20 protein-coding genes are annotated in these 23640 nt (G+C 71.4%); 6 read left to right on the top strand and 14 right to left on the bottom strand.

From position 1 onward, the window contains the following. Positions 1–99 precede the first annotated feature (99 nt). The 8 genes from ACFQQL_RS11000 to ACFQQL_RS10965 all read right to left on the bottom strand — a co-directional run bounded on the left by ACFQQL_RS11000 (position 100) and on the right by ACFQQL_RS10965 (position 9707). Positions 100–1749 carry an ABC transporter substrate-binding protein gene (locus tag ACFQQL_RS11000; RefSeq protein WP_382394253.1) on the bottom strand — a complete coding sequence of 550 codons (1650 nt, stop codon included), beginning with the start codon at positions 1747–1749 and terminating at the stop codon, positions 100–102. Between the two features lie 252 nt (positions 1750–2001). Then, entirely contained in the window at positions 2002–3669 is a 1668-nt protein-coding gene (locus ACFQQL_RS10995; RefSeq protein ID WP_382394251.1) for an ABC transporter substrate-binding protein, read from the bottom strand. Between the two features lie 89 nt (positions 3670–3758). Continuing rightward, a complete protein-coding gene (locus ACFQQL_RS10990; RefSeq protein WP_382394249.1) occupies positions 3759–4982 on the bottom strand; it encodes a M20 metallopeptidase family protein in 1224 nt (407 codons plus the stop codon). A gap of 124 nt (positions 4983–5106) precedes the next feature. Further along, the gene (opp4C, locus tag ACFQQL_RS10985) at positions 5107–6036 is read right to left on the bottom strand and encodes an oligopeptide ABC transporter permease (protein WP_382394247.1); all 930 of its coding nucleotides are present in this window, start codon (positions 6034–6036) and stop codon (positions 5107–5109) included. After that, a complete protein-coding gene (locus ACFQQL_RS10980) occupies positions 6033–6986 on the bottom strand; it encodes an ABC transporter permease (protein ID WP_382394245.1) in 954 nt (317 codons plus the stop codon). The genes opp4C and ACFQQL_RS10980 overlap by 4 nt, the downstream gene beginning before the upstream one ends. Then, a complete protein-coding gene (locus ACFQQL_RS10975) occupies positions 6983–8047 on the bottom strand; it encodes an ABC transporter ATP-binding protein (RefSeq protein ID WP_382394243.1) in 1065 nt (354 codons plus the stop codon). The genes ACFQQL_RS10980 and ACFQQL_RS10975 overlap by 4 nt, the downstream gene beginning before the upstream one ends. Beyond that, entirely contained in the window at positions 8044–9066 is a 1023-nt protein-coding gene (locus ACFQQL_RS10970) for an ABC transporter ATP-binding protein (protein WP_465254051.1), read from the bottom strand. Before ACFQQL_RS10970 ends, ACFQQL_RS10975 begins: the two co-directional genes overlap by 4 nt. 194 nt (positions 9067–9260) lie before the next feature. Then, positions 9261–9707 (bottom strand): nitroreductase family deazaflavin-dependent oxidoreductase, encoded by a 447-nt coding sequence (locus ACFQQL_RS10965; RefSeq protein ID WP_382394239.1) that lies wholly within the window; start codon positions 9705–9707, stop codon positions 9261–9263. Positions 9708–9810: 103 nt separating this feature from the next. Between ACFQQL_RS10965 and ACFQQL_RS10960 the strand changes: the two genes are divergently transcribed. Together ACFQQL_RS10960 and ACFQQL_RS10955 are read left to right on the top strand one after the other, a co-directional pair. Beyond that, positions 9811–10152, top strand: a complete 342-nt coding sequence (locus tag ACFQQL_RS10960) for an ArsR/SmtB family transcription factor (RefSeq protein ID WP_382394237.1) — start codon at positions 9811–9813, stop codon at positions 10150–10152. Beyond that, positions 10149–10637: an SRPBCC family protein gene (locus ACFQQL_RS10955; RefSeq protein ID WP_382394235.1), complete on the top strand. Its 489-nt coding sequence runs from the start codon at positions 10149–10151 to the stop codon at positions 10635–10637. Before ACFQQL_RS10960 ends, ACFQQL_RS10955 begins: the two co-directional genes overlap by 4 nt. A gap of 39 nt (positions 10638–10676) precedes the next feature. Here ACFQQL_RS10955 and ACFQQL_RS10950 read toward each other — a convergent pair whose 3' ends face one another. After that, a complete protein-coding gene (locus ACFQQL_RS10950; protein WP_382394233.1) occupies positions 10677–11681 on the bottom strand; it encodes a LysR family transcriptional regulator in 1005 nt (334 codons plus the stop codon). Between the two features lie 133 nt (positions 11682–11814). On the opposite strand from ACFQQL_RS10950, the gene ACFQQL_RS10945 reads away from it, so the two are divergent. The 3 genes from ACFQQL_RS10945 to ACFQQL_RS10935 are packed head-to-tail and all read left to right on the top strand — an operon-like array spanning position 11815 to position 15840. After that, the gene (locus ACFQQL_RS10945; protein WP_382394231.1) at positions 11815–12972 is read left to right on the top strand and encodes a maleylacetate reductase; all 1158 of its coding nucleotides are present in this window, start codon (positions 11815–11817) and stop codon (positions 12970–12972) included. Between the two features lie 46 nt (positions 12973–13018). Continuing rightward, a complete protein-coding gene (locus ACFQQL_RS10940) occupies positions 13019–13960 on the top strand; it encodes an intradiol ring-cleavage dioxygenase (protein WP_382394229.1) in 942 nt (313 codons plus the stop codon). Beyond that, positions 13957–15840, top strand: a complete 1884-nt coding sequence (locus tag ACFQQL_RS10935) for an FAD-dependent oxidoreductase (protein ID WP_382394227.1) — start codon at positions 13957–13959, stop codon at positions 15838–15840. Before ACFQQL_RS10940 ends, ACFQQL_RS10935 begins: the two co-directional genes overlap by 4 nt. 45 nt (positions 15841–15885) lie before the next feature. On the opposite strand, the gene ACFQQL_RS10930 is transcribed toward ACFQQL_RS10935, so the two are convergent. Further along, entirely contained in the window at positions 15886–17256 is a 1371-nt protein-coding gene (locus ACFQQL_RS10930) for an aminomethyl transferase family protein (RefSeq protein WP_382394225.1), read from the bottom strand. Between the two features lie 29 nt (positions 17257–17285). Next, positions 17286–17594 carry an EthD family reductase gene (locus ACFQQL_RS10925; protein WP_382394223.1) on the bottom strand — a complete coding sequence of 103 codons (309 nt, stop codon included), beginning with the start codon at positions 17592–17594 and terminating at the stop codon, positions 17286–17288. Between the two features lie 152 nt (positions 17595–17746). Here ACFQQL_RS10925 and ACFQQL_RS10920 point away from each other — a divergent pair, with 152 nt between their 5' ends. Continuing rightward, positions 17747–18394 carry a GntR family transcriptional regulator gene (locus ACFQQL_RS10920; protein ID WP_382394221.1) on the top strand — a complete coding sequence of 216 codons (648 nt, stop codon included), beginning with the start codon at positions 17747–17749 and terminating at the stop codon, positions 18392–18394. Between the two features lie 15 nt (positions 18395–18409). Here ACFQQL_RS10920 and ACFQQL_RS10915 read toward each other — a convergent pair whose 3' ends face one another. The 3 genes from ACFQQL_RS10915 to ACFQQL_RS10905 form a co-directional block, all read right to left on the bottom strand. Then, positions 18410–20062 carry a thiamine pyrophosphate-binding protein gene (locus ACFQQL_RS10915; RefSeq protein WP_382394219.1) on the bottom strand — a complete coding sequence of 551 codons (1653 nt, stop codon included), beginning with the start codon at positions 20060–20062 and terminating at the stop codon, positions 18410–18412. A gap of 146 nt (positions 20063–20208) precedes the next feature. Continuing rightward, complete coding sequence (locus ACFQQL_RS10910; RefSeq protein ID WP_382395364.1) at positions 20209–22143, bottom strand: FAD-binding monooxygenase; 1935 nt, start codon at positions 22141–22143, stop codon at positions 20209–20211. A 12-nt stretch (positions 22144–22155) separates the two neighbouring features. Further along, the gene (locus ACFQQL_RS10905) at positions 22156–23556 is read right to left on the bottom strand and encodes an MFS transporter (protein WP_382394217.1); all 1401 of its coding nucleotides are present in this window, start codon (positions 23554–23556) and stop codon (positions 22156–22158) included. Between the last annotated feature and the right edge of the window lie 84 nt (positions 23557–23640).

Here is a 23640-nt window from a genome sequence, read left to right as displayed (position 1 = left end):
TCTCGTCACCGGGCGGCTCGGCACAGCGGGTCCCACGACGTCGCGGTCCCACGAGAGAGCGACGTCCCACAGAGCACCTGCCGTCTCAGCGGGAGGGGGTCACATCTGGCCGAAGCTCCACTCGGGGAGGTTCGCGAGCGAGCCGCGCCAGAACGGGGTCGGGCCGCCGGTGCCCACCTCGGTGCTCACGGCCGAGGCCGCGTGGTCGGAGTAGAGGCTGAGCTGGGGCAGGTCCTCCTGGATGAGCGCCTGGAGCTCGTTGTAGATCTCCCGGCGCACCTCCGGGTCCGGCTCGGTCCTGCCGGCGGCGAGCAGCTCGTCCGCCCGCTCGCTGGAGTAGCCGGTGTAGTTCTGCGAGCCGCCGGTGCCGTACATGAAGGACACGTCCGGCTCGATGTTGAACGAGTTGCCGATGAGCAGCATGTCGTAGTCGCCCTCGCGGGCCATGCTCAGCAGGGTCGGGAAGTCGACGTTCGTCTGCTCCACGTCGAACCCGGCGGCCTCGAAGTTCTGCACCATGATGTCCGCCGACTGCTCACGGACCTGGTTCCCGGTCGGCACCAGGAAGTCCAGGGTCCCGTCGAAGCCACTCTCCTCACGCAGCTGGGAGGCGAGGTCGGGGTCGTACTCGAGCAGCTCGAGGCTCTCGTCCAGGTACGGGTGCTGCGAGGTGTACGGGCCGTCGATGACCTCGCCGTTGCCGCGCAGCAGCTGGTCCACGATCTGCTGCCGGTTGATGGCGTGGGACAGCGCGCGACGGACCTCCACGTCCAGGTTGGCCGTGTTGTAGTAGATGAACTGCACGCTCAGGCTCTCGTCCATGCGGAGGTCCACGTTCGGCAGTCCCTCGACCGTCTCCAGGTCCTGGACGGGGATGTTCCCGATGCCGCCGCCGGAGTTCATGTGGATCGCCCCGGCCTGCAGGTCGCCCGTGAGGTTCGCCGCCGGCATGATCCGCACCGCGATGCTCGGGACCTGCGGGGTCCCCTCGTAGTAGTCCTCGCGGGCCTGGAACTCGATCGAGACGTCGTCGGTGTAGTTCGAGATCGTGTACGGGCCGGACCCGACGTCGGGGAGCTGGGCGAACTCGCTCTCGCCGAACTCCGCCGGCGGGATGTCCGCCAGGTGGTGGGACGGCAGGATGAACATCCGGCTGCCGATGAGCTCCTTGACCAGGTTCGGGTCCACCGGGTTGGCCATCCGCATCTCGAGGGTGTGCTCGTCGACGACGCTCACTCCCGGGATCTCGGTCTGGCCGTCCGGAAGCTTGCCGGTGACGGGGTCGGTCCCCTCGAGAGATGCGATGTTGGTGCCGAGGGCGGTCAACGAGTCGGGGTGGGCCACGAGGTTCAGCGTGAACGCCACGTCCTCGGCGGTGACCGGCTCGCCGTCGGACCAGGTGGCCTCGGGGTTCATGTGAACCGTGTAGGTCTGGCTGTCCTCGGTGTCGATCGAGGTGGCGAGCTCCGGCTGGAAGTTCAACGGCTCGGGCTGGTCCAGGAGGGAGTCGAGCACGAACTCGTTCGCCCACTGGCCGCCGACGTCCGTCTGGTTGATCGGGTCGAAGCTCGCGACGGGGTTGATGGTGCCGATGACCAGCGTCTGCCCGCCGCCTCCGCCGCCCCCGCCGTCGTCGTCCCCGGTCGCCTGCTCCTCCGAGAAGCCGCCTCCGCATGCGCTCAGCGCCAGGGCGGTCGCGCCCGCGAGCGCGAGGATCCTGCGCCGGGTCTTGGTCGTCGAGCGAGCCACGTCGTACCTCGTTCCGTTCCGGCCGGGCGTCCACGCCGCGGCAAGCAGTGGTCAGCGTGCGCCGCCGACGGGGTCTGTGCCGTCGTCGACGCTGCCGAGTCAATCAGCGGGGTGTTTCACCTGGCCTCTTCGCCGGTTTCGGCCGGGTTTCGGACACCGACCGCCTGGGTAACGGCCATACGGTACCGCGTGGCCCGGCGCGGGCCGGGCCCCGGGCTCTGCCGTCCCGGTACCCGGCCCACGCCGCAGGTTCTACTGTGTCCCGAAGTGCCACTCGGGCAGGTCGGTCAGCGTGCCCGGCCAGAAGGGCGCGGCACCGCCGACCTCCAGCTCGTTGCTGACGACGCTCGTGGCGTGGTCCGAGTAGGTCGTGAGGATCGGCATGTCCTCCTGCCAGATGCGCTGGAGCTCGGCGTAGATCTCCTGCCGTGCCTCCGGGTCCGGCTCCGCCTTGCCCTGGTCGAGCAGCTCGTCCACGCGCGGGTTCTCGTACCCCATGTAGTTGTACTGGCCCTGCGAGCTGTACAGCGCGGACATGTCCGGGTCGACGTTGAACGTGTAGCCCATCAGCAGCAGGTCGAACTCGCCGTTCTGGGCCATGCCCTGGACGGTCGGGAAGTCGAAGTTCGACTGCTCGACGGTGAAGCCGACGTCCTGGAGGTTCTGGAGGATGATGTCGGCCGACTGCTCGCGGATCGCGTTGCCGGTGGGCACCACGAACCGCAGGGTGGTGTTCTCGTCGAAGTCGGTCTCCTCCAGCAGCTCCCGGGCGCGGTCCGGGTCGTACTGGGTGGTCTCCAGTCCCTCGTCGAGGTACGGGCTCTGGGAGGTGTACGGACCGTCGATGATCTCGCCGTTGCCGCGCAGCAGCTGGTCGACGATCTGCTCGCGGTTGACCGCGTGGGCGATCGCCTGCCGGACGTTGACGTCCTCGACGGTCTGCAGGTTGAACATCATGGTCTGGAACCCGATGGTCGGGTCGATCGACGTGGTGACGTTCTCGAGGCCCTCGACCGTGGGCATGTCCTGCACCGGGATGTTGCCGATCCCGCCGCCGGAGTTCATGTGGATGGCCCCGGCCTGGAGGTCGCCGGCGAGGTTGGCGGCCGGCATGATCCGCATCGCGATGCTCGGGATCTGCGGGGCGCCGCGGTAGTAGTCCTCGTTGGCGGCGTACTCGATCGAGACGTCGTCCGTGTAGCTCGTGTAGGTGTACGCGCCGGAGGTGACGTCCGGCAGCTGGGCGAACTCGCTCTCGCCGAAGTCCGCGGGCGGGACGTCCGCCAGGTGGTGCTCCGGCAGGACGGGGATCGTGGAGCCGATCATCTCGTAGATGTAGTTCGGGTCCACCGGCGCCTTGGTCTCGAACTGCACGGTCTGCTCGTCGACGGCGACCAGCCCCGGGATCTCCGTCTCGCCGTCGGGCAGCTTGCCCGTGGCGCCGTCGACGCCGGTGAGGGTGGAGATGTTGGCGCCCCGGGAGGTCAGCGACTCCGGGTGCGCGATGAGGTTGAGGGTGAAGACGACGTCCTCTGCCGTGATGGGCTCCCCGTCGGACCAGGTGGCGTCCGGGTTCAGGGTGAAGGTGAACGTCTGGTTGTCCTCGGTCCCGAACTCCTCCGCGAGCTCGGGCGTGAACTCCAGCGGCTCGGGCTGGTTCAGGAGCGTGTCGAGGACGAACTGGTTCGCCCACTGGCCGCCGACGTCCGTCTGGTTGATCGGGTCGAAGGAGGCCGGCGGGTTGATGGTGCCGATGACGAGCGTCTCGCCGCCGCCCCCGCCCTGCCCCTGGTCACCCTGGTCCTCGGCCTGCTGCTCGGAGAAGCCACCGCCGCAGGCGGTCAGCGCGAGGAGCGCCGCCGCGCTCGCCGCCGCGAGCACCGGCCTCCGGCGTCGTGCTGTGGTCGTCCAACGTGCCACGTCGTACCTTCTTTCCTCTCGCGCGCGAGGCGCATTCCGGTGGGTGGCGCCGCCAGCGGGCGCCCGACGGCCGGCCGGAACCGGCCGTCTCAGGCCTGCGCGGCGACCTCGACGGGTCGGCGCGAGGCGAGCTTGGTGAGGGTGCGCACGGCGAGCTCGGCGAGCGCGGCCGCCTGGTCCCCGAGCACCGCGTCGTCGAACCGGACGGTGGCGGAGTGGTTCGACGGCGCACCCTCCGCCGGGACGTCGTCGGGGCGTGCACCGAGGTGGATGAAGCAGCCGGGCACGCGCTCGAGCACGTAGGAGAAGTCCTCCGAGCCCATGATCGGGTCGGGACGGTCGGTGACCCGCCCGGCGCCGAAGACCTCGCCCAGGACGCCCTTGGCGTGCTCCCACATCCCGGCGTCGTTGATGGTCGCCGGGTACAGCTGGTGGAAGTCGACGTCGGCGGTGCAGCCGTGCGCCGCGGCGATGCTCTCCACCAGCCGCGGCAGCTCCACGGAGACCTGCTCGAAGGACTCGCGGGACAGCGTCCGCACCGAGCAGGCGAGCTGCGCCGTCGAGGGGATGATGTTGAAGGCGCTGCCGGCGTGGACCTGGCCCACCGAGATGACGACCGGGTCGAAGACGTTGTGCCGGCGGGTGACGTAGGACTGCAGCGCGCCGATGATCTCGGCGGCCACGGGCACCGGGTCGACGGTGGTCCACGGGGACGAGCCGTGCCCGCCGAGGCCGTTCACGGTCACGTCCAGGACGTTCGCGCCGGCCATGTTGACCCCGCCGCGGGAGACGAACACGCCCTTGTCGACCAGGCCGGTGACGTGGATGCCGAAGGCGGCGTCCACCGGTGCCCCGGCGGCGTCCAGCACGCCTTCCTCGATCATGGGCAGCGCCCCGCCCGGGGACTCCTCACCCGGCTGGAACATGAAGACGACGTTCCCGGCCAGCTGGTCCCGGTGGGCGCTGAGCAGGCGGGCGGCGCCGACCAGGCCGGCGACGTGCAGGTCGTGCCCGCAGGCGTGCATGGTGCCGGTGGTGGCGGCGAACTCCTCGCCGGACTCCTCCTTGAGCGGCAGGCCGTCCATGTCGCCGCGCAGCAGGACCGTGGGCCCCGGCCGGGCGCCGCGCAGCACCGCGACGACGGAGCTCAGCCCCGCCCCGGTAGTCACCTCGAGGGGCAGCCCGCCGAGCGCGTCGAGCACCGCCGCCTGGGTCTCCGGCAGGTGCAGCCCGACCTCCGGGTAGGCGTGGATGCGGCGCCTGAGGTCGATGAGCTCGGGAAGGATCGGTGCGGCGTCGTCGACGAAGCCCACTCGGGTCAGCTCCTTGTCCTTTGTCGGTTGTCTGTCGGTTGTCCGTCGTCTGTCGGTTGTCGCTCGTGCGGTGCCGAAGAGGGGTGGCCGGTCGCGTCCCGACGGCGGTCTCCGGCCGCCGTCGTCAGCGGACCTTGCTCTCGCGGGACTCCAGCGCGTCGCGCAGACCGTCGCCGACGAAGTTGATCGACAGCACGGTGATGAAGATGGCCAGGCCCGGCGGCACCCACAGCCACGGCTGGCTGCTCAGCACGGTGATCGACTGGGCGTCGCTGAGCATGTTGCCCCACGAGGCGGCGGGCGGGCGCACGCCCAGGCCCAGGAAGCTCAGGCCCGACTCGAGGATGATCGCGCTGGCGATGCCGAACGTCGCGTTGACCACGATCGGCGAAAGGGCGTTCGGCAGGATGTGCTGGAACAGGATCTTCGGGGTGCTGTAGCCCAGGGCGATGCCCGCCTTGACGTAGTCCGCCTGCTTGATGGACAGCACCGAGCCGCGGACCAGGCGCGCGACGACGGGCCAGCCCAGGAAGCCGATCGCCAGGGTGATGTTCAGCAGGCTGGGGCCGATCACCGCCACCAGGATCAGGATGACCATGAAGTACGGGAAGGACATGAACACGTCGGTCACCCGCATGAGCACCGCGTCGACCGCCCGGCCGAAGTAGCCGGACACCAGCCCCAGGGTCACGCCGATGGCGATGTACACGGCGACGGCGCCGACGCCGACCGTGATCGAGACCCGGGTGCCGTGGATCAGCCTGCTCAGCACGTCCCGGCCCACCGGGTCGGTGCCCAGCAGGTGCTCGGCGGAGGGCCGGGCCTGGAACGTGTCGAAGATCCGGTTCGGGTCGTACGGCGCGATGAGCGGCGCGAGGATCGCCACCAAGAGCATCGCCACGAACACCACGAGGCCGACGCCGGCGAGGCGGTGCTTGAAGAAGCGGCGCACGACGCGGCGGAGGTTGGACTCCTCCTCGCCCAGGCTCGCGGTGACCGCGCGCTCGGCGGTCGGGTCCTCGGAGGCGCCGGAGACGGTCCGGATGCTGCTCATCGGTACTCGATCCGCGGGTCGACGACGGCGTACAGGATGTCGGCGAGGATGTTCGCCGTGAAGACCGCGAGCGCGGCGACGAGGTTGATCCCCATGAGCACCGAGTAGTCGCGGGAGGAGATGGACTGGATCGTCAGCAGGCCGAGGCCGGGCCACTGGAAGACCTGCTCGGAGACGATCGCGCCGCCGAGGAGCCCGGCGAGGTCCACGGTGAGGATGGTGACGATGGGGATCAGCGCGTTGCGCAGGGCGTGCTTGTTGGTCACCACCTTCGGCGCCAGGCCCTTGGCGTGCGCGGTGCGGATGTAGTCCTCGGAGAGGGCGTCGACCATCGAGGCGCGCACGTACCGGACCATGTTGCCGGCGATCGCCGTGGACAGGACGGTGACCGGCAGGATCAGGTGAAGTATCCGGTCGACGAGCCCGCCTCCCCCGCCGCCGATGGTGACCATGTTGCCGGTGGGCAACCAGCCGAGCTGCAGGGAGAAGATGTAGATCAGCGCCAGGCCGAGGAAGAAGTTCGGGACCGAGACGCCGAAGAACGCGCCGCCGACCACCGTGTAGTCGACCCAGGTGCCCTTCTTCTTGGCCGCGAGGATCCCGACCGGGATCGCGATCGCGTAGGCGACCACCAGCGAGAGCCCCATGAGCAGCAGCGTCGGCCCGATCCGCTCGGCGAGGACGTCGGCGACGGGGGTGCGCGAGACGTAGGACAGGCCGAGGTCGCCGCGGGCCAGCTGGGACAACCAGTTCCAGTACTGCACGAGGACCGGCTGGTCCAGGCCGAGCGCCGCCTCGACGCGCTCGCGGTAGTCGGGCCCGGCGTTCGGGTCGAGGTAGAGGTCGGCGGGGCTGCCGGGGGCGAGCTGGATGATCGCGAAGTTCAGCACCGTGACGCCGAGCAGCACGGGTATCGAGATGAGGAGCCGGCGGACGAGGTAGGTGGTCATGCCTCGCCGCCCTCCGTCGTCGTGCCCGTCGCGGACGCCGGCGGCCGGCCGACCTCGAGCGGGAAGTGGCAGGCGAAGGCGTGCTTCCCGCCCTCCAGCTGGGGCACCTCGGTCTTGCACTTCTCCCGCGCGAACGGGCACCGGGTGTGGAAGACGCAGCCCGACGGCGGGTTCGCCGCGTTGGGCACGTCGCCCTGGACGACGATGCGCTCCTTGTCCCGCAGGTGCGGGTTCGGCGCCGGGTAGGCGTCCAGCAGGATCTCCGTGTACGGGTGGCGCGGGTTGGCGAACAGCTCCGCCGTCGTCGCCGTCTCCATGATCTTGCCGAGGTACATCACGGCGATCCGGTCGCTGATGTACTTCACGGCGCCCAGGCCGTGGGAGATGAAGATGTAGGTCAGCCCCAGGTCCCGCTGGAGATCCTTGAGGAGGTTCAGCACCTGCGCCTGGATGGAGACGTCGAGCGCCGAGACGGGCTCGTCGAGGACCACCAGGGTCGGGTCGAGCATGAGGGCGCGGGCGATGCCGACCCGCTGCCGCTGGCCCCCGGAGAGCTCGTGCGGGTAGCGGCTGCGGAACTGCGACGAGAGGCCCACCCGCTCGAGCATCTCGACGACCTTCCGGCCCGCCTCCTTCCGAGACACGCGGCCGTGCGCGGTCAGCGGCTCGGCGAGGAGGTCCCCTACCCGCTTCTGCGGGTTGAGCGAGGAGTACGGGTCCTGGAAGACCATCTGCAGGTCCAGCCGGACCTTGCGCAGCGCCCGGGACTGCAGGGAGGCCAGGTCCCGCCCGCCGAAGACCACGGCGCCGGCGGACGGGTCCTCGAGCCGGATGATCGCCCGCCCGGTGGTGGACTTCCCGCAGCCGGACTCCCCGACGATGCCCAGGGTCTCGCCCGGGAACACCTCGAAGCTGACACCGTCGACGGCGCGGACCGAGCCGACCTGCCGGGAGAAGATGCCGCCCCGGATCGGGTAGTGGAGCTTGAGGTCCTGCACGCTCAGCAGCGGCTCGCCCTCACGCAGGCCCGCCTTCTCGAGCGCCTTGGTGGCGGTGCTCACGAGGTCGTCACCGCCTCCGAGCGGGCGGCCACCTGCTCGTCCTCGAAGAGGAAGCAGCGCACGCGGTGCGTCCGGCCGGTGGTGGTGTCGGCCAGCTCCGGCCGCTCCGCGCGGCAGCGGTCCATGACGAACGGGCACCGGTCCTGGAACCGGCAGCCGTGCGGCATGTTCGCCAGGGACGGCACGGTGCCCGGGATGGACTCGAGCCGGTCCTCGGCGTCCGGCTCGCTGGCCACGTGCGGGATCGACTTCATCAGGCCGACCGTGTACGGGTGCTTCGGGTTGTCGAAGAGCTCGAAGACCCCGGCCTCCTCGACCACCTGCCCGGCGTACATCACGGCCACCTTGTCCGCCATCTCGGCCACGACGCCGAGGTCGTGGGTGATGAGGATGGTGGCGGTCCGGGAGGCCTCGGCGAGCTCCTTCATCAGGGTGAGGATCTGCGCCTGGATCGTCACGTCGAGCGCGGTGGTGGGCTCGTCCGCGATCAGCAGGGCGGGCGAGCAGCTCAGCGCCATCGCGATCATCACGCGTTGCCGCATGCCGCCGGAGAGCCGGTGCGGGTAGTCACCGACGATCTGGCGCGGGCGCGGCACCCCGACCATCTCGAGGAGCTCGACGGCGCGGCCGCGCGCCTCCTGCTTCGACATGCCCAGGTGGAGCTGGAGGCTCTCACCGAGCTGGTCGCCGATGGTCAGCACCGGGTTCAGCGAGGTCATCGGCTCCTGGAAGACCATGGCCACCGCGTTGCCGCGGATCTCGCGCATCTGCTCCGCGGACAGCTGCAGCAGGTCGCGGCCGTCGAAGCGGATCTCCCCGGCGGTGACGTCGCCGTTGCGCGGCAGCAGCCGCAGGATCGACAGCGCGGTCACGGACTTGCCGCTGCCGGACTCGCCGACGAGGCAGATCGTCTCCCCGGCCCGCAGGTCGAAGCTGACCTCGTCGACCGCCGTCAGGACGCCGTCATCGGTCCGGAACTCGGTCTTGATCCCTCGGACCTCGAGCACGTGCTCTCCCAGCCCAATCAACTCCTTCGGTCACGGCGGCACGGAGCCGACGCCGGCGGTGCGTGCACCGTAGCGGCTCCGAGACCGTGCGTCTCGGACCTTTCTAGCCGGGAGTCAAGCAGGCAGGTGTTAAGGGGCCGTTTCCGTCCCATTTCGCGGACGTACGGGTCCCCGGGGCGGCGCGGCCACCCCGGGGACCTCGGGTGTCACCGCCCCGTGGGCTCCAGCAGGAACAGCGGGATCTCACGCTCCGTGCGTTGCTGGTACTCCGCGTACGGCGGGTACGCGGCGACGGCGCGCTCCCACCACTCGGCGCGCTCCGCGCCGCTGATCAGCCGGGCGCGGGTCTCGACCGGCTCCGGGCCGTCCTGGACCCGCGTCCACGGGTCGGCGACCAGGTTGTGGTACCACTGCGGGTGCTGCGGCGCCCCGCCCATGGAGGCCACGGCGAGGTAGGCGCCGTCGTGCTCGACGCGCATGAGCGGCACCTTGCGGATCTTGCCCGAACGCGCTCCGCGCATCGTCACGATGACGACGGGCATGCCGGTTCCCTCGAGGGTGTTGGCGCGCGTCCCACCGGAGGACTCGTACTCCTCCACCTGGTTGCGGGACCGGGCGCTCGGGCTGGGCAGGTACTCGGTGTCTGAGCTCATACCGTCGCGAACACGACGTCTCCGGGTGACATTCCCTTGACACTGCAGGTGTCGGGGTCCACGCTTGTAAAGCGTACTGTTGATCAAGATTCGAGTTGACGAGATGCCACGTCCCACCACCGACGACGCCCAGCTCGACCGCGCCTTCATGGCCCTGGCCGACCCCGTCCGCCGTCACATCATCGCCCGCCTCAGCCGAGGTCCGGCGACGGTCAACGAGCTCGCAGAACCTCATCAGATCACCAAGCAGGCGATCTCCAAGCACATCCAGGTCCTCGAGCAGGCCGGCCTCGTCACCCGCACCCGGGACGCGCAACGCCGCCCCGTCCATCTCGCCCCCGCCCGGCTCGAGGACCTGACCGCATGGATCGACCGGTACCGGCTCGTCAAGGAGAGCCAGTACCGAGCCCTCGACGCCGCCCTCCAACGCCAGGAGACCTCATGACCACCACCACGGGCCACGCCCTCGAGCTCAGCATCCCCGACGGGCAGCCCTTCATCGACTTCACACGGGAGTTCGACGTCCCGGTCGCCGACCTGTACCGGGCGCACGCCGACCCCGACCTGCTCGCCCAGTGGCTCGGGCCGCGCAGCACGACCATGACCGTCCACGAGTTCGACTTCCGCTCCGGCGGCGCCTACCGCTACACGCACACCGAGGGCGGGCAGGAGTTCGGCTTCCGCGGCTGCTTCCACACCGTGCGGGAGAACGAGTTCCTCGTGCAGACCTTCGAGTTCGACGGCTTCCCGGACGTCGTGAGCATCGAGACGCTCACCTTCGTCGACCTCGGCGGCGGCCGCAGCAGGCTGGCGGGTCACTCGACCTATCCGACGCAGGAGGCGCGTGACGGCATGGCCGCCTCCGGCATGGAGGTCGGCATGTCCGAGGGCTACGAGCGGCTCGAAGGGCTCTTCGGCACAGGGGCCTGACGGGGCCCGACGGGTCTGGCACGACCGGGCCGGGCCGCCTCAGGCCCGGCCCGGCTCCTTCGGCAGCGGCAGGGGCGGCGCATCCGCCCCCTCCTCGGTCTCGACCACCACGCGCGCCACGTCCTCCCCGAGCCGGTCCGGCTCGGGGGTGGCCAACGCCGCGGAGAGGAAGGCGGCGAGCACCGGTGCCGGCTGCTCGCGCCGCCAGATCACCGCGGCCTCGAGCGGGGCGACCGGCTGGCGCAGCGGCGCGGTGCTCACCTCCGGGCCGGCGACGGCGTGCACCGAGCTGGGCAGCAGCGTGACCCCGTGCCCACCGGCCACCAGGGACAACGCCGCGGTGGGAGTCGCCGTCGAGCGCTGGTTGGGCGGGTCGATGCCCGCCTGGCGCCACGCCTGCCGCAGCAGGTCGGCCAGCCCCGCGACCGTGGCGTAGCCGGAGGGGACGATCCAGGGCTCTCCGGTCAGGTCACGCAGGTCGATGACGGGCGAGGAGGCGGCCGGGTGGCCGCGCGGCACGACGGCGACCAGGGGCTCACGCCGGGCCACCGCCGTCTGCAGGCCGGCCGCGGCGGAGCGCGCCAGCGTCTGGGTGTCGGCGGTGTACACCAGGCCCGCCCCCGCACGCCCGTCGCGCACCCGCTGCAGGATGTCGTCCGGCATCGCGTCGACCACGTCGAGGTCCACGCCGGGCGCGCGCCGGTGGAAGGCGGCCAGCACCGAGGGCAGCAGGTGCCAGGTCGCCGTCGGCACCGCGGCGACCGCGAGCCGGCCCACCTGCCCGGTCCCGACCGCGTGGGTGCGGGAGGCGACGTCGTCGACGGTGCGCAGCAGCCGGCGGGCCTCGTCGGCGAGGAACGTTCCGGCGTCGGTCGGCTCCACGCCGCGCGGATGACGGCGCAGCAGCGGCACGCCGATCTCCTTCTCGAGCTGACGCACGGCCGTCGAGAGCGGCGGCTGGGTCATGTGGAGCCGTCCCGCGGCGCGCGAGAGCGAGCGTTCCTCGACCACGGTGACGAAGTACTGCAGCTGCCGCAGCTCCATGCTTGCCAAGCCTAGCTATTCGCCGCGCGTATCGCAGACCCAACACATTCGTACTGGACGAATAGCGGGGGCCCAGGCACGCTGGACACGTCGCGTGCAGGGGGCGCGGCACTGGACGCGAAGGAGCGGACGTATGAGGGGCGACGTCGACGTCACGACGTACGACACCCGGCCGCAGCGAGTGCTCAGCGGCCCCGGGGCACGACGCCTGGTCGCGGACGAGATCGGCCGGCTCGGCGCACGCCGGGTCATGCTGATCGCGGCCGAGGCCGAGGTGGAGATGGCCCGGGAGGTGGTGGCCGGGCTCGACGTGGTCGCGACCTTCACCGCCGTCCGTCCGCACGTCCCCGTCGAGGCGGCGCACGCCGCCCGTGAGATGGCCAGGACCGCCGGCGCTGACGCCCTCCTCAGCGTCGGTGGCGGGTCGACGACCGGCACGGCCAAGGCCGTCGCCCTCACGGAGCACCTGCCGATCCTCGCCGTCCCCACCACGTACGCGGGCTCCGAGGCCACCGACGTGTGGGGCCTCACCGAGGCCGGACGCAAGACGAACGGGACGGACCCGGCCGTCCTGCCACGCACGGTCGTCTACGACCCCGAGCTCACCGTCTCCCTGCCTACCCGCCTCACCGTCAGCTCGGGCCTCAACGCGCTGGCGCACTGCGTGGACTCCCTCTGGGCGCCGCAGGCCGGCCCGGCCTCGACGGCCTTCGCGGTCGAGGGCGCCCGGCTGCTCACCATGGGCCTGTCCGCCGTGCAGGCCGACGGCGCCGACCTCGAGGCCCGTACCCGCTGCCAGGACGGCACCTACCTCGCCGCCTCCGCGTTCGCCGCCGCCGGCTCCGGCCTGCACCACAAGATCTGCCACGTCCTCGGCGGCGCCTACGACCTCGAGCACGCCGCCATGCATGCGGTGCTGCTCCCCCACGTCGTCGGATTCAACGCCCCCGCCGCACCCGAGGCCGCGGACCGCCTGGCCGGTGCGCTCCAGGGAGCCGGCTTCGGTCCCGACGGCGGCACGAACGGGCTCTCCGACGTCGCCGATCCCGAGCACGACGCGGCCGCGAACGCGCTCGCCACGCTCCAGGCGCTCTACGCCTGCCTCGGCGCCCCGACCAGCCTCGGCGACCTCGGGCTGCGTGCCGAGCAGCTGCCCGAGGCGGCGCGGCTCGCGCTCGAGAAGGTCCCGCCGTCGAACCCCCGACCGGTGCGTGAGCAGGACCTGGCGGACCTGCTCGGCCGCGCCCAGGCCGGGACGCGCGCCGTCGTCGTCCCGCTGACGAGCCGCTGACGAGCCGCTGACGAGCCGACGAGACCCCGACCCGACGAGGAGCGCCGTGAGCAGCAACGCCGCGAGCAACATCGTCCCCGCGCCACCGCCCGGCAGCGAGCAGGAGGCTCGTGAGGAGCTGGTCACCGAGCAGGTGCTCGCCAGCTTCGACGGCTCGCCCGACGAACGCCTCAAGGAGATCCTCCAGGCGCTGACGCGCCACGCGCACGCGTTCGTCAGGGAGGTGCGCCTCACCGAGGACGAGTGGGACGCCGCCGTCCGGTTCCTGCGCGGCTGCGGCGACATCACCACGGACACGCGTCAGGAGTTCATCCTGCTCTCGGACGTGCTCGGGATCTCGATGCAGACCATCTGCGTCAACCAGCCCGCGGTGGGCGAGGCCACCGAGGCGACCGTGTTCGGCCCGTTCTTCGTCGAGGACGCGCCGCGGATCGAGCCGGGCGGCGACATCGCCCAGGGCGCCGCGGGCGAGCCGTGCTGGGTCACCGGCACGGTCCGCTCGACGGACGGCAGCCCGGTCTCGGGAGCCCGGATCGAGGTGTGGGAGGCGGACGACGACGGCTTCTACGACGTGCAGTACGACGACGGCCGCACCGCCGGGCGGGCGCACCTGTACTCGGACGAGGACGGCACCTACCGGTTCTGGGGCGTCACCCCCACGCCGTACCCGATCCCGCACGACGGACCCGTCGGGCGCATGCTCGCCGCGACCGGCCGCTCCCCCATGCGTGCCGCGCACCTGCACTTCATGGTCACCGCGCCCGGCTTCCGCAGGCTCGTCACGCACATCTTCGTCGACGGGGACGACCTGCTCGCCACCGACGCCGTCTTCGGCGTCAAGGACTCCCTCGTGAAGACCTTCACCCGGCACGACGGCGGAACCCCCGCCCCCGACGGCCGCCGGGTGGACGGCACGTGGAGCGAGGTCACGTTCGACATCGTCCTGCCGCCCGCCGAGGCCGGCACCGAACCGGAGAGGCACCGATGAGCCAGACCAGCCCGCGACCGCTCGACCAGGACACCACCTCCACCTCCGCCGGCGCCCGGGAGCAGATCCCCGGCGAGCAGCCGGAGGACCTGCACACGGACGTCCTCATCATCGGCTCGGGCCCCGCGGGTGCCTCGGCGGCCCTGTTCCTGGCCACCTACGGCGTGGACCACATCGCGATCACGAAGTACCGGTGGACCGCGAACACCCCGCGGGCGCACATCACCAACCAGCGCACCGTCGAGATCATGCGCGACATGGGGGTCGAGGACCAGGTCCAGGCCCAGGCCACGCCGCACCACCTGATGGGCGACACGGTCTTCTGCTCCTCGCTCGCCGGCGACGAGATCGGACGCGTGCGGACCTGGGGCACGCACCCGCGCCGCGAGGCCGACTACGTCGAGGCCAGCCCGTCGATGAACTGCGACCTGCCCCAGACCCTCTTCGAGCCGATCCTCGTCTCCAACGCCGCCAACCGCGGCAGCCGGTTCAAGTTCGACACCGAGTACCTCTCGCTCACTCAGGACGACAGCGGCGTCACCGTCCGGGTCCGGGACCGGATCTCCGGCCACGAGTACAACATCAGGGCGCGCTACGTGATCGCCGCCGACGGGGGCCGTTCCCAGGTGGCGAAGGACCTGGGGCTGCCGTTCGAGGGCCAGATGGACCTCGCCGGGTCGATGAACATCGTCTGCCACGTCGACCTCTCGGAGTTCGTCGCGCACCGCCCGTCCGTCCTGTACTGGGTGCTGCAGCCGGGCGCGACCATCGGCGGCATCGGGCTGGGCCTGGTGCGCATGGTGCGGCCGTGGAACGAGTGGCTCATCACGTGGGGCTACGACATCAACCAGCCGCCGCCGGACCTCGACGAGGCCATGGCCACCGAGATCGTCCACGGCCTGGTGGGCGACGACACCGTCCCGGTGACCATCCGGTCGCTGTCCCTGTGGGGCAACAACAAGATGTACGCCACTCGCTACTCGGCCGGGCGGGTGTTCATCGCCGGCGACGCCGCCCACCGCCACCCGCCCTCGAACGGGCTGGGATCGAACACCTCGATCGGTGACTCCTACAACCTGGCCTGGAAGCTCGCCCACGTCCTCAAGGGCCTGGCCGGCGAGGACCTGCTGGAGACCTACGACGCCGAGCGCGCCCCGGTGGGCCGGCAGATCGTGCTGCGGGCCAACAAGTCCATCGAGGAGTTCGGCGCGATCCTCGAGGCGCTCGGCGTCGAGGAGAACCAGGACGCCGAGCGGATGCAGGCCGCGATCGACTCACGGAAGGACGCGACCGAGGAGGGGTCCCGGCGACGCGCGATGCTGCGGGCGGCGATGGAGCTGAAGGACTACGAGTTCAACGCGCACGGCGTGGAGCTCGGTCAGCGGTACGCCTCGAGCGCCGTCGTGCCGGACGGGACGCCGGAGCCGAGCTACGAGCGGGACCCGGAGCTGTACTACCACGCCACCACCTGGCCGGGCGCGCGGCTGCCGCACGTCTGGGTGGGGCGGGACGGGCACAAGGTCTCCACGCACGACCTCGCCGGCAAGGGCCGCTTCACCGTGCTGACCGGCATCGGGGGCGAGCCGTGGGCCGCGGCGGCGCGGGAGGTGGGCGAGCGGCTCGGCCTCGAGATCTCCGCCCACGTGATCGGGCCCGGCCAGGAGCACACCGACATCTACGACGACTGGGCGCGCCGCTCCGAGGTCGCCGACGACGGAGTGGTGCTCGTCCGCCCCGACATGCACGTCGCGTGGCGGTCGCCGTCGCTCGTCCCGGACCCCGCCGGCGAGCTCGAGCGTGTGCTGCGCGCGACCCTCTCCCGCCCCGCGGGCTCCGACCCCGCGCCGAGCTCATCCGACGCCCGCCTGGCCCCGCTCTGACCCCTCCCCGCGGGGTGGGGTGGGGTCAGGACATGAGGTCGGCCGCTACGCCCGGTAGGTCGTGCGGGCGAACTCCGTGAGCGGCGCCGGCTGGACGGTCGCCCGGATCGTCACCTGCACGTGGTCCTCCACCTGCACCTTGGACGACGGCGTGTCCTCACCCCACACGAGCGTCACCTCGGTCCCGGGCTCGGCATGCTCGGGCGCCACGACGGCGAGGGAGAGGATCGCCCGCTCGTTCGCCGAGTAGCCGGTCCAGGAGGAGACGCCGACCAGCTCACCGTCCGCCTCGACCCGGTCGAAGTGGAAGGTGTCGTACAACGCCATGGGCAGGTTGATGAACTTCGCGCCCGGTCCCGGACCGAACATCGACCCGTAAGCCCTGGCGGTGTCCTCGTCGTTCCACACCAGGGTGACCTTGCGGCGCGTGTCCGTCCGACCCTCGGCCTCCATCCGCTCCAGCGCCTCGCGCCCGACGAAGTCGTGGTCGAACTTCACGATGCGGCCGTAGTCGAGCTCGTAGGGGGTGACGTAGTAGTCCTCGATGTTCTCCGAGTGGAAGCTCCCGCCGAGCGGGGAGATGGCCTCGTAGGCGCGCTCGTCGAGCCAGCGGCGGTAGTCGGCCAGCTTCTCCCCGGTGTAGATCGCCGGCAGCGGCCGCGGGAGCCAGCCGGACTCCAGCGCGTTGGTGTGGTACGCCCGGGCGCCGACCTGCACCAGGCCGTGCCTCTCCCCCGCCTCGAGCAGCGCGCCGTGCACGGCGTCGTTGTCGGCCCACGGACCGAACATCTCGAACCCGGGCTCGCCGGCCATGCCGTGACGCAGCGCGCGGACCTCCTTGCCGCCGATGGTGAACCGCGTCATCCCGAAGAACTTCAGCGTCGGCGGCTCCTCGCCGATCGCGTCCCGGATGACCTCCATCGCCCCCGGACCCTGGACCTGGTACCGGTAGAGCACGGGGTCGCCGGCACGGACGAGCGAGTTGTCGTCCCGCCAGATGCGCACGTCGTAGCCGCCGGTCTCCGCGTGGTAGTGCAGCCAGTTGATCGACGGCGGGATCCCGACGGCGTGGTACTCGTCCTCAGCCAGGTGGAACAGGATGTTGTCGCCGATGACGTAGCCGTCGTGGTTGACCGCGACGAACTGCTTGGCCTTGTCGACTGGGAAGTTCTCGACGCTGTTGACCGCGAGGTCGCTGATGAGCCGCAACGCGTCCGGCCCGGAGATGTTGAGGTCGACCATGTGGTGCGACTGGTCGTAGATGACGGCCGTCCGGCGCCAGGCGAGCTGCTCGTCGCGCCAGTTGCGGAACTCCGGGACCACCCGCGGCACCACCGACGGCGGCGTCTGCGACTCCCACAGCAGCCGGACCGGGCTGCCTGCCTCGGCGATCGCTTCCTCGAGATTGCTGGGCATGGTGCGGTGCTCCTCCTGGGGTCGGTCGGTCAGTCGGTGGTCTCGACGTCGTAGTGCAGGACGACGACACCACCGCTCGCGTAGTTCGGCACGTCTGCGCCGACGGCCTGCCCCTCAGGGGAGGCCATCGACGCGACGTAGGTCTCCTCGTCGGGAAAGTCCGCCTCGAACACGGCGAAGTACGGGCTCGGCTCCTCCTGGGAGCGGACCGCGAGGGTGAACCGGTGGGCGAGCATGTCGGGCAGCTTCCGCACGAGCGGCAGGTGGACGTCCCGGTAGTGCTGCTCGAAGGCCGCAGGGTCGGCCGGCGGCGGGTAGAGCACGAGAACCTTGTGCACGAGACCTCCTCGTCGTGGCGCCCGGGATCGGGCGCACGGGTCCCATTGTGTGGGGTCGCGGCGACAGGTCCCGCCCTTCCCCACACACCCGCAGGACCCACCCACCGTGGACGTCCGCACCGGCAGTGCCGGGACAATATACGATCAGGCGGATGACGACGAGCAAGTCGCAGCTCGCCTACGACCACCTGCACGAGCGCATCGAGTCGGGCACCTACGGACCCGGTTACCGGCTCGTGCTGGACAGCATCGCGCGCGAGCTGGGGGTCAGCGTGGTCCCGGTTCGGGAGGCCATCCGGCGACTGGAGGCCGAGGGCGTCGTGACGTTCGAGCGCAACGTCGGCGCGCGTGTCGCGGAGATCGACCCGGGCCAGCTCGGTGAGACGACCGAGATGCTCGCCGTCGTGGAGGGCGCGGCGGTGGCCTTCGCCGTCCCGTACCTCGGCGCCGAGCAGATCGCCGAGGCCCGCCGCCTCAACGTCCGGCTCCGGGAGAGCCTCGAGGAGTTCGACCCGGTCACCTTCACCCGCCGCAACGAGGCGTTCCACCGCTCGCTCTCCGACGGCTGCCCGAACATGCAGATCCGGGCGCTGGTGGACAGCGGCTGGCGGCGGCTGGCGCAGATCCGCCAGTCCACGTTCGGCTTCGTGCCCGGGCGGGCGCGGGAGTCCGTGGAGGAGCACGAGGGCATCCTCGAGCTGCTCGAGCGCGGCGCCGACGCCCGCGAGGTCGAGCTGGCGGTCCGCGAGCACCGGCTGCGGTCGCTGCACGCGTACCTGGACCGGCGGCAGGAGAACTGACGCAACGCCGCCGGGTCAGCTGTTCACGCGGATGATCTCCCGCTGGTACGGCGCCACCACGTCCCCGGACACCCGCAGGTCCAGCACGAGGAACCGCCGCTCGGCCACGGGCGTGGCCACCCACTCCCGGAGACGCTCGAGCTCGCCCAGCTCCCGGACCACGACGCCCTCGGCACCGACCGCCGAGGCAAGCGCGGCGAAGCTGACCTCCGGGATGCGCATGGGCTCCTGGGCGAGGCCCTTGAGGCCGTAGAGGTTGACCTCCGCGCCGTACGCGGCGTCGTTCCAGACGACGGCGAGTCCGCGGCCGCCGGCGACCCGCACCGCCGTCTCGAGGTCGGCGAGCGCCATGAGGCCGCCGCCGTCGCCGGTGGTCAGCACCACGGTCGCCTGCGGCCGGGCGGCCGCGGCGCCGGCCACGCTGGGGAACCCGAGCCCGATCGACTGGTACGCGGTGCCGACCATGATCATCCGGTCCGGCGAGGCGACCGGCCAGTACATGTTCGCCCACCCGATGAAGTGGCCGCCGTCGGACACGACGACGCGGTCCTCCGGCAGCAGCCGCCCGATCACCGTCGCGGCGCTGCGCGGGTCGAGCCGCCCGTCCGGCGCCGTCTCCTCCCCCGCCTCCTGGGCACGCAATGCCCCGACGTCGACCCGTTCGCGCCATCCGGACCCGGCACCGCCGCGGGCGCGGACCTCGCGGGCGAGGTCCGCGGCGACGAGGGCCGCGTCGCCGCGCACGTACGTCCCGACCCGTGGGTGGGTCGCGGTCGGCGCCACGTCGACCTGGGCGACGGCGGTGCCGGCGTCGAAGAGCCCGCCGAACCGCATGGTGAACTGGTTGAGGGACGCCCCGAGCACGACGGCGACGTCGGCCTCGCGCACCAGGTCCATCGCGCCCGGGGCGCCGAAGCCGCCGGCGACGCCGACGTCGTACCGGTCGTCGGGGAAGACGCCACGACCGAGTGCGGTCGAGGCGGTGATCGCGCCGGTGGCCTCGGCCAGCTCGCCGAGCGCCGCACCGGCACCGGCGAGCCAGGCGCCGCGGCCGGCCAGCAGCAGCGGCCGCTCGGCCGCGACCAGCGCGTCGGCAAGCCGGGAGATGGCGGCCCGGGTGGCCGGGTCGGTCGGGGCCAGCGGGGCGGGGAGGCTGGGCTGCGGGGCCTGCGCGCCCGGACCCGCCTCCTGCGCGCCGACGTCGTACGGGATCGCGAGGACGGTCGGTCGCCGGCCGGTCAGGGCGTGCTCGACGGCGATCGCGGTGGTCGCGGCCGCGTCGGTGCGCCCGACGGTGTAGGTCCGGGCCCCGACGCCGGCCGCGAGCGCGATCTGGTCCACGTCCCACGGCCGGCGTCCGGACGTCGGCTCGTCGCCGACCACGAGCACCATCGGCGTGCGCGCCTGCACGGCCTCCGCGAGCGGGGTGAGCGTGTTGGTGAAGCCGGCGCCGTAGGTCGCCGTCGCGACGGCGAGCCGGCCCGAGGCGCGGTGGTAGGCGTCGGCCGCGACCACCGCGCCGGCCTCGTGCCGCACCGCGGTGAACGTGGCCGTCGTGTCGCGCGCGAGCGCGTCCAGGACATAGGCGTTGCCGTTCCCCATCAGGCCGAAGACGTGGTCGGCGTGGGCGGCGAGGGTGCGGGCGACGAGCGCGGCGACGGTGGGCACGGGCGAGGCCTTTCGAGACAGGGACGGACAGGTCGTGCTGATGGCCGTATGTGTCTCGCTCGCTTGCGCGGCTACGTACCCCTTTGTCGAGCACCGCCGGGGCCGGCCCCGGCTGACGGACCCATGCTAGCCGCCCGTCCGAGTCGCTAGGCCGGCGTCGCCTGCGGCTTCGGCGCGGTGCGGCGCTCCCCCGCGCCGGCCCGCATGCTCTGCGCGAAGAACGCGGCCAGCTCCTGGTGCGCGTCCAGCGGCAGCACGTGCGAGACGTAGTGGTCGGGGCGGACCACGACCACGGCGCCGCCGCGGTCGATCTCGCGCAGCTCGAAGATGTCGTGCTCGGGGTCGGTGGCGTACACCTTCTCGTAGTCGATGAGCGCGAACGGACCCACCCGCGGCAGGAAGATCTCCGGCACGGCACCCAGGTCCACCTCCGGGTGCGGCTGCTGGTAGACGACCTTGACGTCGAACCAGGCGTCGATGTCCGCGCCGTCGGGCGTGTAGGCCACGACCGGCGACTCCGGTGACGTGGCGAGCCAGGCGGCGAGGTCCGCCGTCGCCGAGGGTTCACCGGGCGCCGGACGGTCGGCGAAGACGTAGATGCGCCACCGGCCGTCCGCGCGGTGGTGGTGGCCGAGGTGCAGCGGGTTGGTGTCCCCGACCCGCACCACGGGCGCGGACTTGAAGCGCTTCCCGATCGGGAACCCTCCGGCGAGCTCCTGGTGGCTGTCGTCGGCCACGATCATCGAGGGCTCGTACTGGGTCATGAACCCGGCCGGGAACTCGGCGGTCTTGACGTAGAAGTCCTCGAGGATCGTCGGGTCCTCGAGCTCCTCCGGCTTCGCGGCCATGAGGGAGGACCACTCCCGGTCGAAGTCGATGAGGTTCTGGGCGACCACCTGGCGCTCGGCCGAGTAGGTGTCCAGCAGCGACTCGGGGCTGCGGCCGGTGAGCACGTGACCGAGCTTCCAGCTGATGTTCCAGCCGTCCTGCATCGAGACGTTCATGCCCTGCCCCGCCTTGGCGGAGTGGGTGTGGCAGGCGTCGCCGGTGATGAACACCCGCGGCGTGCGGGTGCCGACCTGCTCGTGCGGGACGTCGTCGAACTTGTCGGTCAGGCGGTGGCCCACCTCGTACACGCTGTGCCAGGCCACGTCCTTCACCTCGAGGGTGTACGGGTAGAGGATCGCGTTGGCCTTGGCGACGATCTGGTCGATCGTGGTCCGCCGCACCGCGCCCTGGTCGTCCGGCGGGACCACGCCGAGGTCCACGTACATCCGGAACAGGAACCCGCCCTCCCGCGGGATGAGCAGGATCGAGCCGCCGGTGTGCGACTGGATGGCGCACTTGGTGCGGATGTCCGGGAAGTCGGTGACGGCGAGGACGTCCATCACCCCCCAGGCGTGGTTGGCCTTGTCCCCGACGAGCTTGCGGCCGATGGACTCACGGACCGCGGACCGTGCGCCGTCGCACCCGACGACGTACTTGGCGCGGACGGTCCGCACCTGCCCCTCCCGCTCCCCGGCGGTGCAGCGCAGGCGCACGGTCACCGGGTGCTCCCCCTCCTCGGCGACCTCGACGCCGACGCACTCGTAGCCGTAGTCCGGGGTGAGCCGGGCCGGCGCGTTGGCCGCGACGTCACCGAAGTAGTCCAGCACGCGGGCCTGGTTCACGATGAGGTGCGGGAACTCGCTGATGCCGGTCGGGTCGTCCGGGGTGCGTGCCGTCCGCACGATGTGGGTCGGCCGCTGCGGGTCAGGCTTCCAGAAGTTCATCTCGGTGATGCGGTACGCCTCGGCGATGATGTGCTGGGCGAACCCGAAGGCCTGGAAGGTCTCCACCGTGCGGGCCTGGATGCCGTCGGCCTGGCCGACCTCGAGGCGTCCGGGCCTGCGGTCCACGATCCGGGTGTCGACCTCGGGGAACTGCGCGAGCTGCGCGGCCGCGATCATGCCGGCCGGCCCGGTGCCGACGATCAGGACGTCGACCTCGTCGGGCAGCTCGGCCGGCCGGTCGACGCCCACGCCCGCCGCCGGGAGGATGCGCGGGTCACCGGAGACGTATCCGTGGTGATGAAACTGCACTGTGCTCACTCCTCACGTCGTCGTGGACGTCTGGGACGGCGCGCTGGAGGAATCGTCCCAGATGTAGATGCCCCGTGACTGCTGCTCCTCGTTCGTCGGGCGCAGGTTGATGCCACGCCGGTCGCGCAGCAGCAGCGTGCCGACGAGCCCGACGAGCGCCATCCCGAGGAGGTAGTAGCTGACGTTCGTCGAGGAGCCGGTCGACTGCTGGATCCACGAGGCGATCGCCGGCGAGAAGGCCCCGCCGAGCACGGCGCCGATCGCGTACGAGATCGAGACGCCCGAGAAGCGGACCGAGGACGGGAAGAGCTCGGTGTACCAGGCGGACTGCGGCCCGTACGTCAGCCCCAGCCCGACCGTCAGCAGCACGAGCGCGAGCGCCAGCAGCGGCAGCTCGGCGGTGTTGACCAGCGGGAACAGCGCGAGCACCCCGGCGCCGAGCAGCACGTACCCGATGAGGTAGGTGGTGCGGCGCCCGATGTGGTCGCTGAGCCACCCGGCGACGAACGTGAAGACCAGCCAGCTCACGGATGACGCGGTGACGGCCCAGAGCACCGGGCCGCGCTCGAGGCCCAGTCCCTCCGTGGCGTAGTTCTGCACGTAGCCGCCGGTCGTCATGTAGCCGATCGCGTTGTTGCCGGCGAACACGAAGGCGGCGAAGAGCACCAGCGGCGTGAACCTGGCGAACAGCGTCGGGACCGGCGCCTTCGTCTGCTCCTTGCGCGCGGCGATCTCGGCGAAGATCGGGCTCTCCTCGACCCGGCGGCGGACCCAGTACCCGACCGCGATGAGCACCACGCTGAAGAGGAACGGGATCCGCCAGCCCCACTCGAGGAACGCGTCTCCGGGGAACAGCAGGTCCATCACCGCCATCATGGCGCTGGCCAGCAGCAGGCCGATGGGCACCCCGATCTGCGGCATCGCGCCGAACAGCCCGCGGCGGTGCGAGGGCGCGTACTCCACGGCCATGAGGACCGCGCCGCCCCACTCGCCACCGGCGGAGATGCCTTGCAGGATCCGCAGCAGGAGCAGCAGCGCGGGTGCGGCGAGGCCGATCTGCGCGTGGGTCGGCAGGATGCCGATCAGCGAGGTCGCGGCGCCCATGAGGATCAGCGTGAAGACGAGCACCACCCGACGGCCGTACCGGTCGCCGAAGTGTCCGGCGAGGAAGGCTCCGAGCGGACGGAACAGGAAGCTGATCCCGACGGTGAGGAACGACAGGATCGTGGCGAACTCCTGGCCGGCGGGCTCGAAGAAGAGACGCCCGAACACCAGACCGGCGGCCGAGGCGTAGATGAAGTAGTCGTACCACTCGACCGTCGTGCCGATGACGGTGGCGAACGCGACGCGTCTGCGGTCGGAGCTCCGCGGGGTGGCGCCCGCGGGGGTGGCGGGTCCTCCCGGTGCTGACATCACTCACTCCCTTGTCCTCGATGCCGGGTGGTGGGCACGCCGTCCGTGCCGTACGCCCACCCCGTGCTGGGCTGCTCGCACCGT

The organism is Georgenia alba (assembly GCF_042665525.1).
Taxonomy (GTDB): domain Bacteria; phylum Actinomycetota; class Actinomycetes; order Actinomycetales; family Actinomycetaceae; genus Allobogoriella; species Allobogoriella alba.
This window is presented reverse-complemented; position numbering and strand designations above follow the sequence as displayed.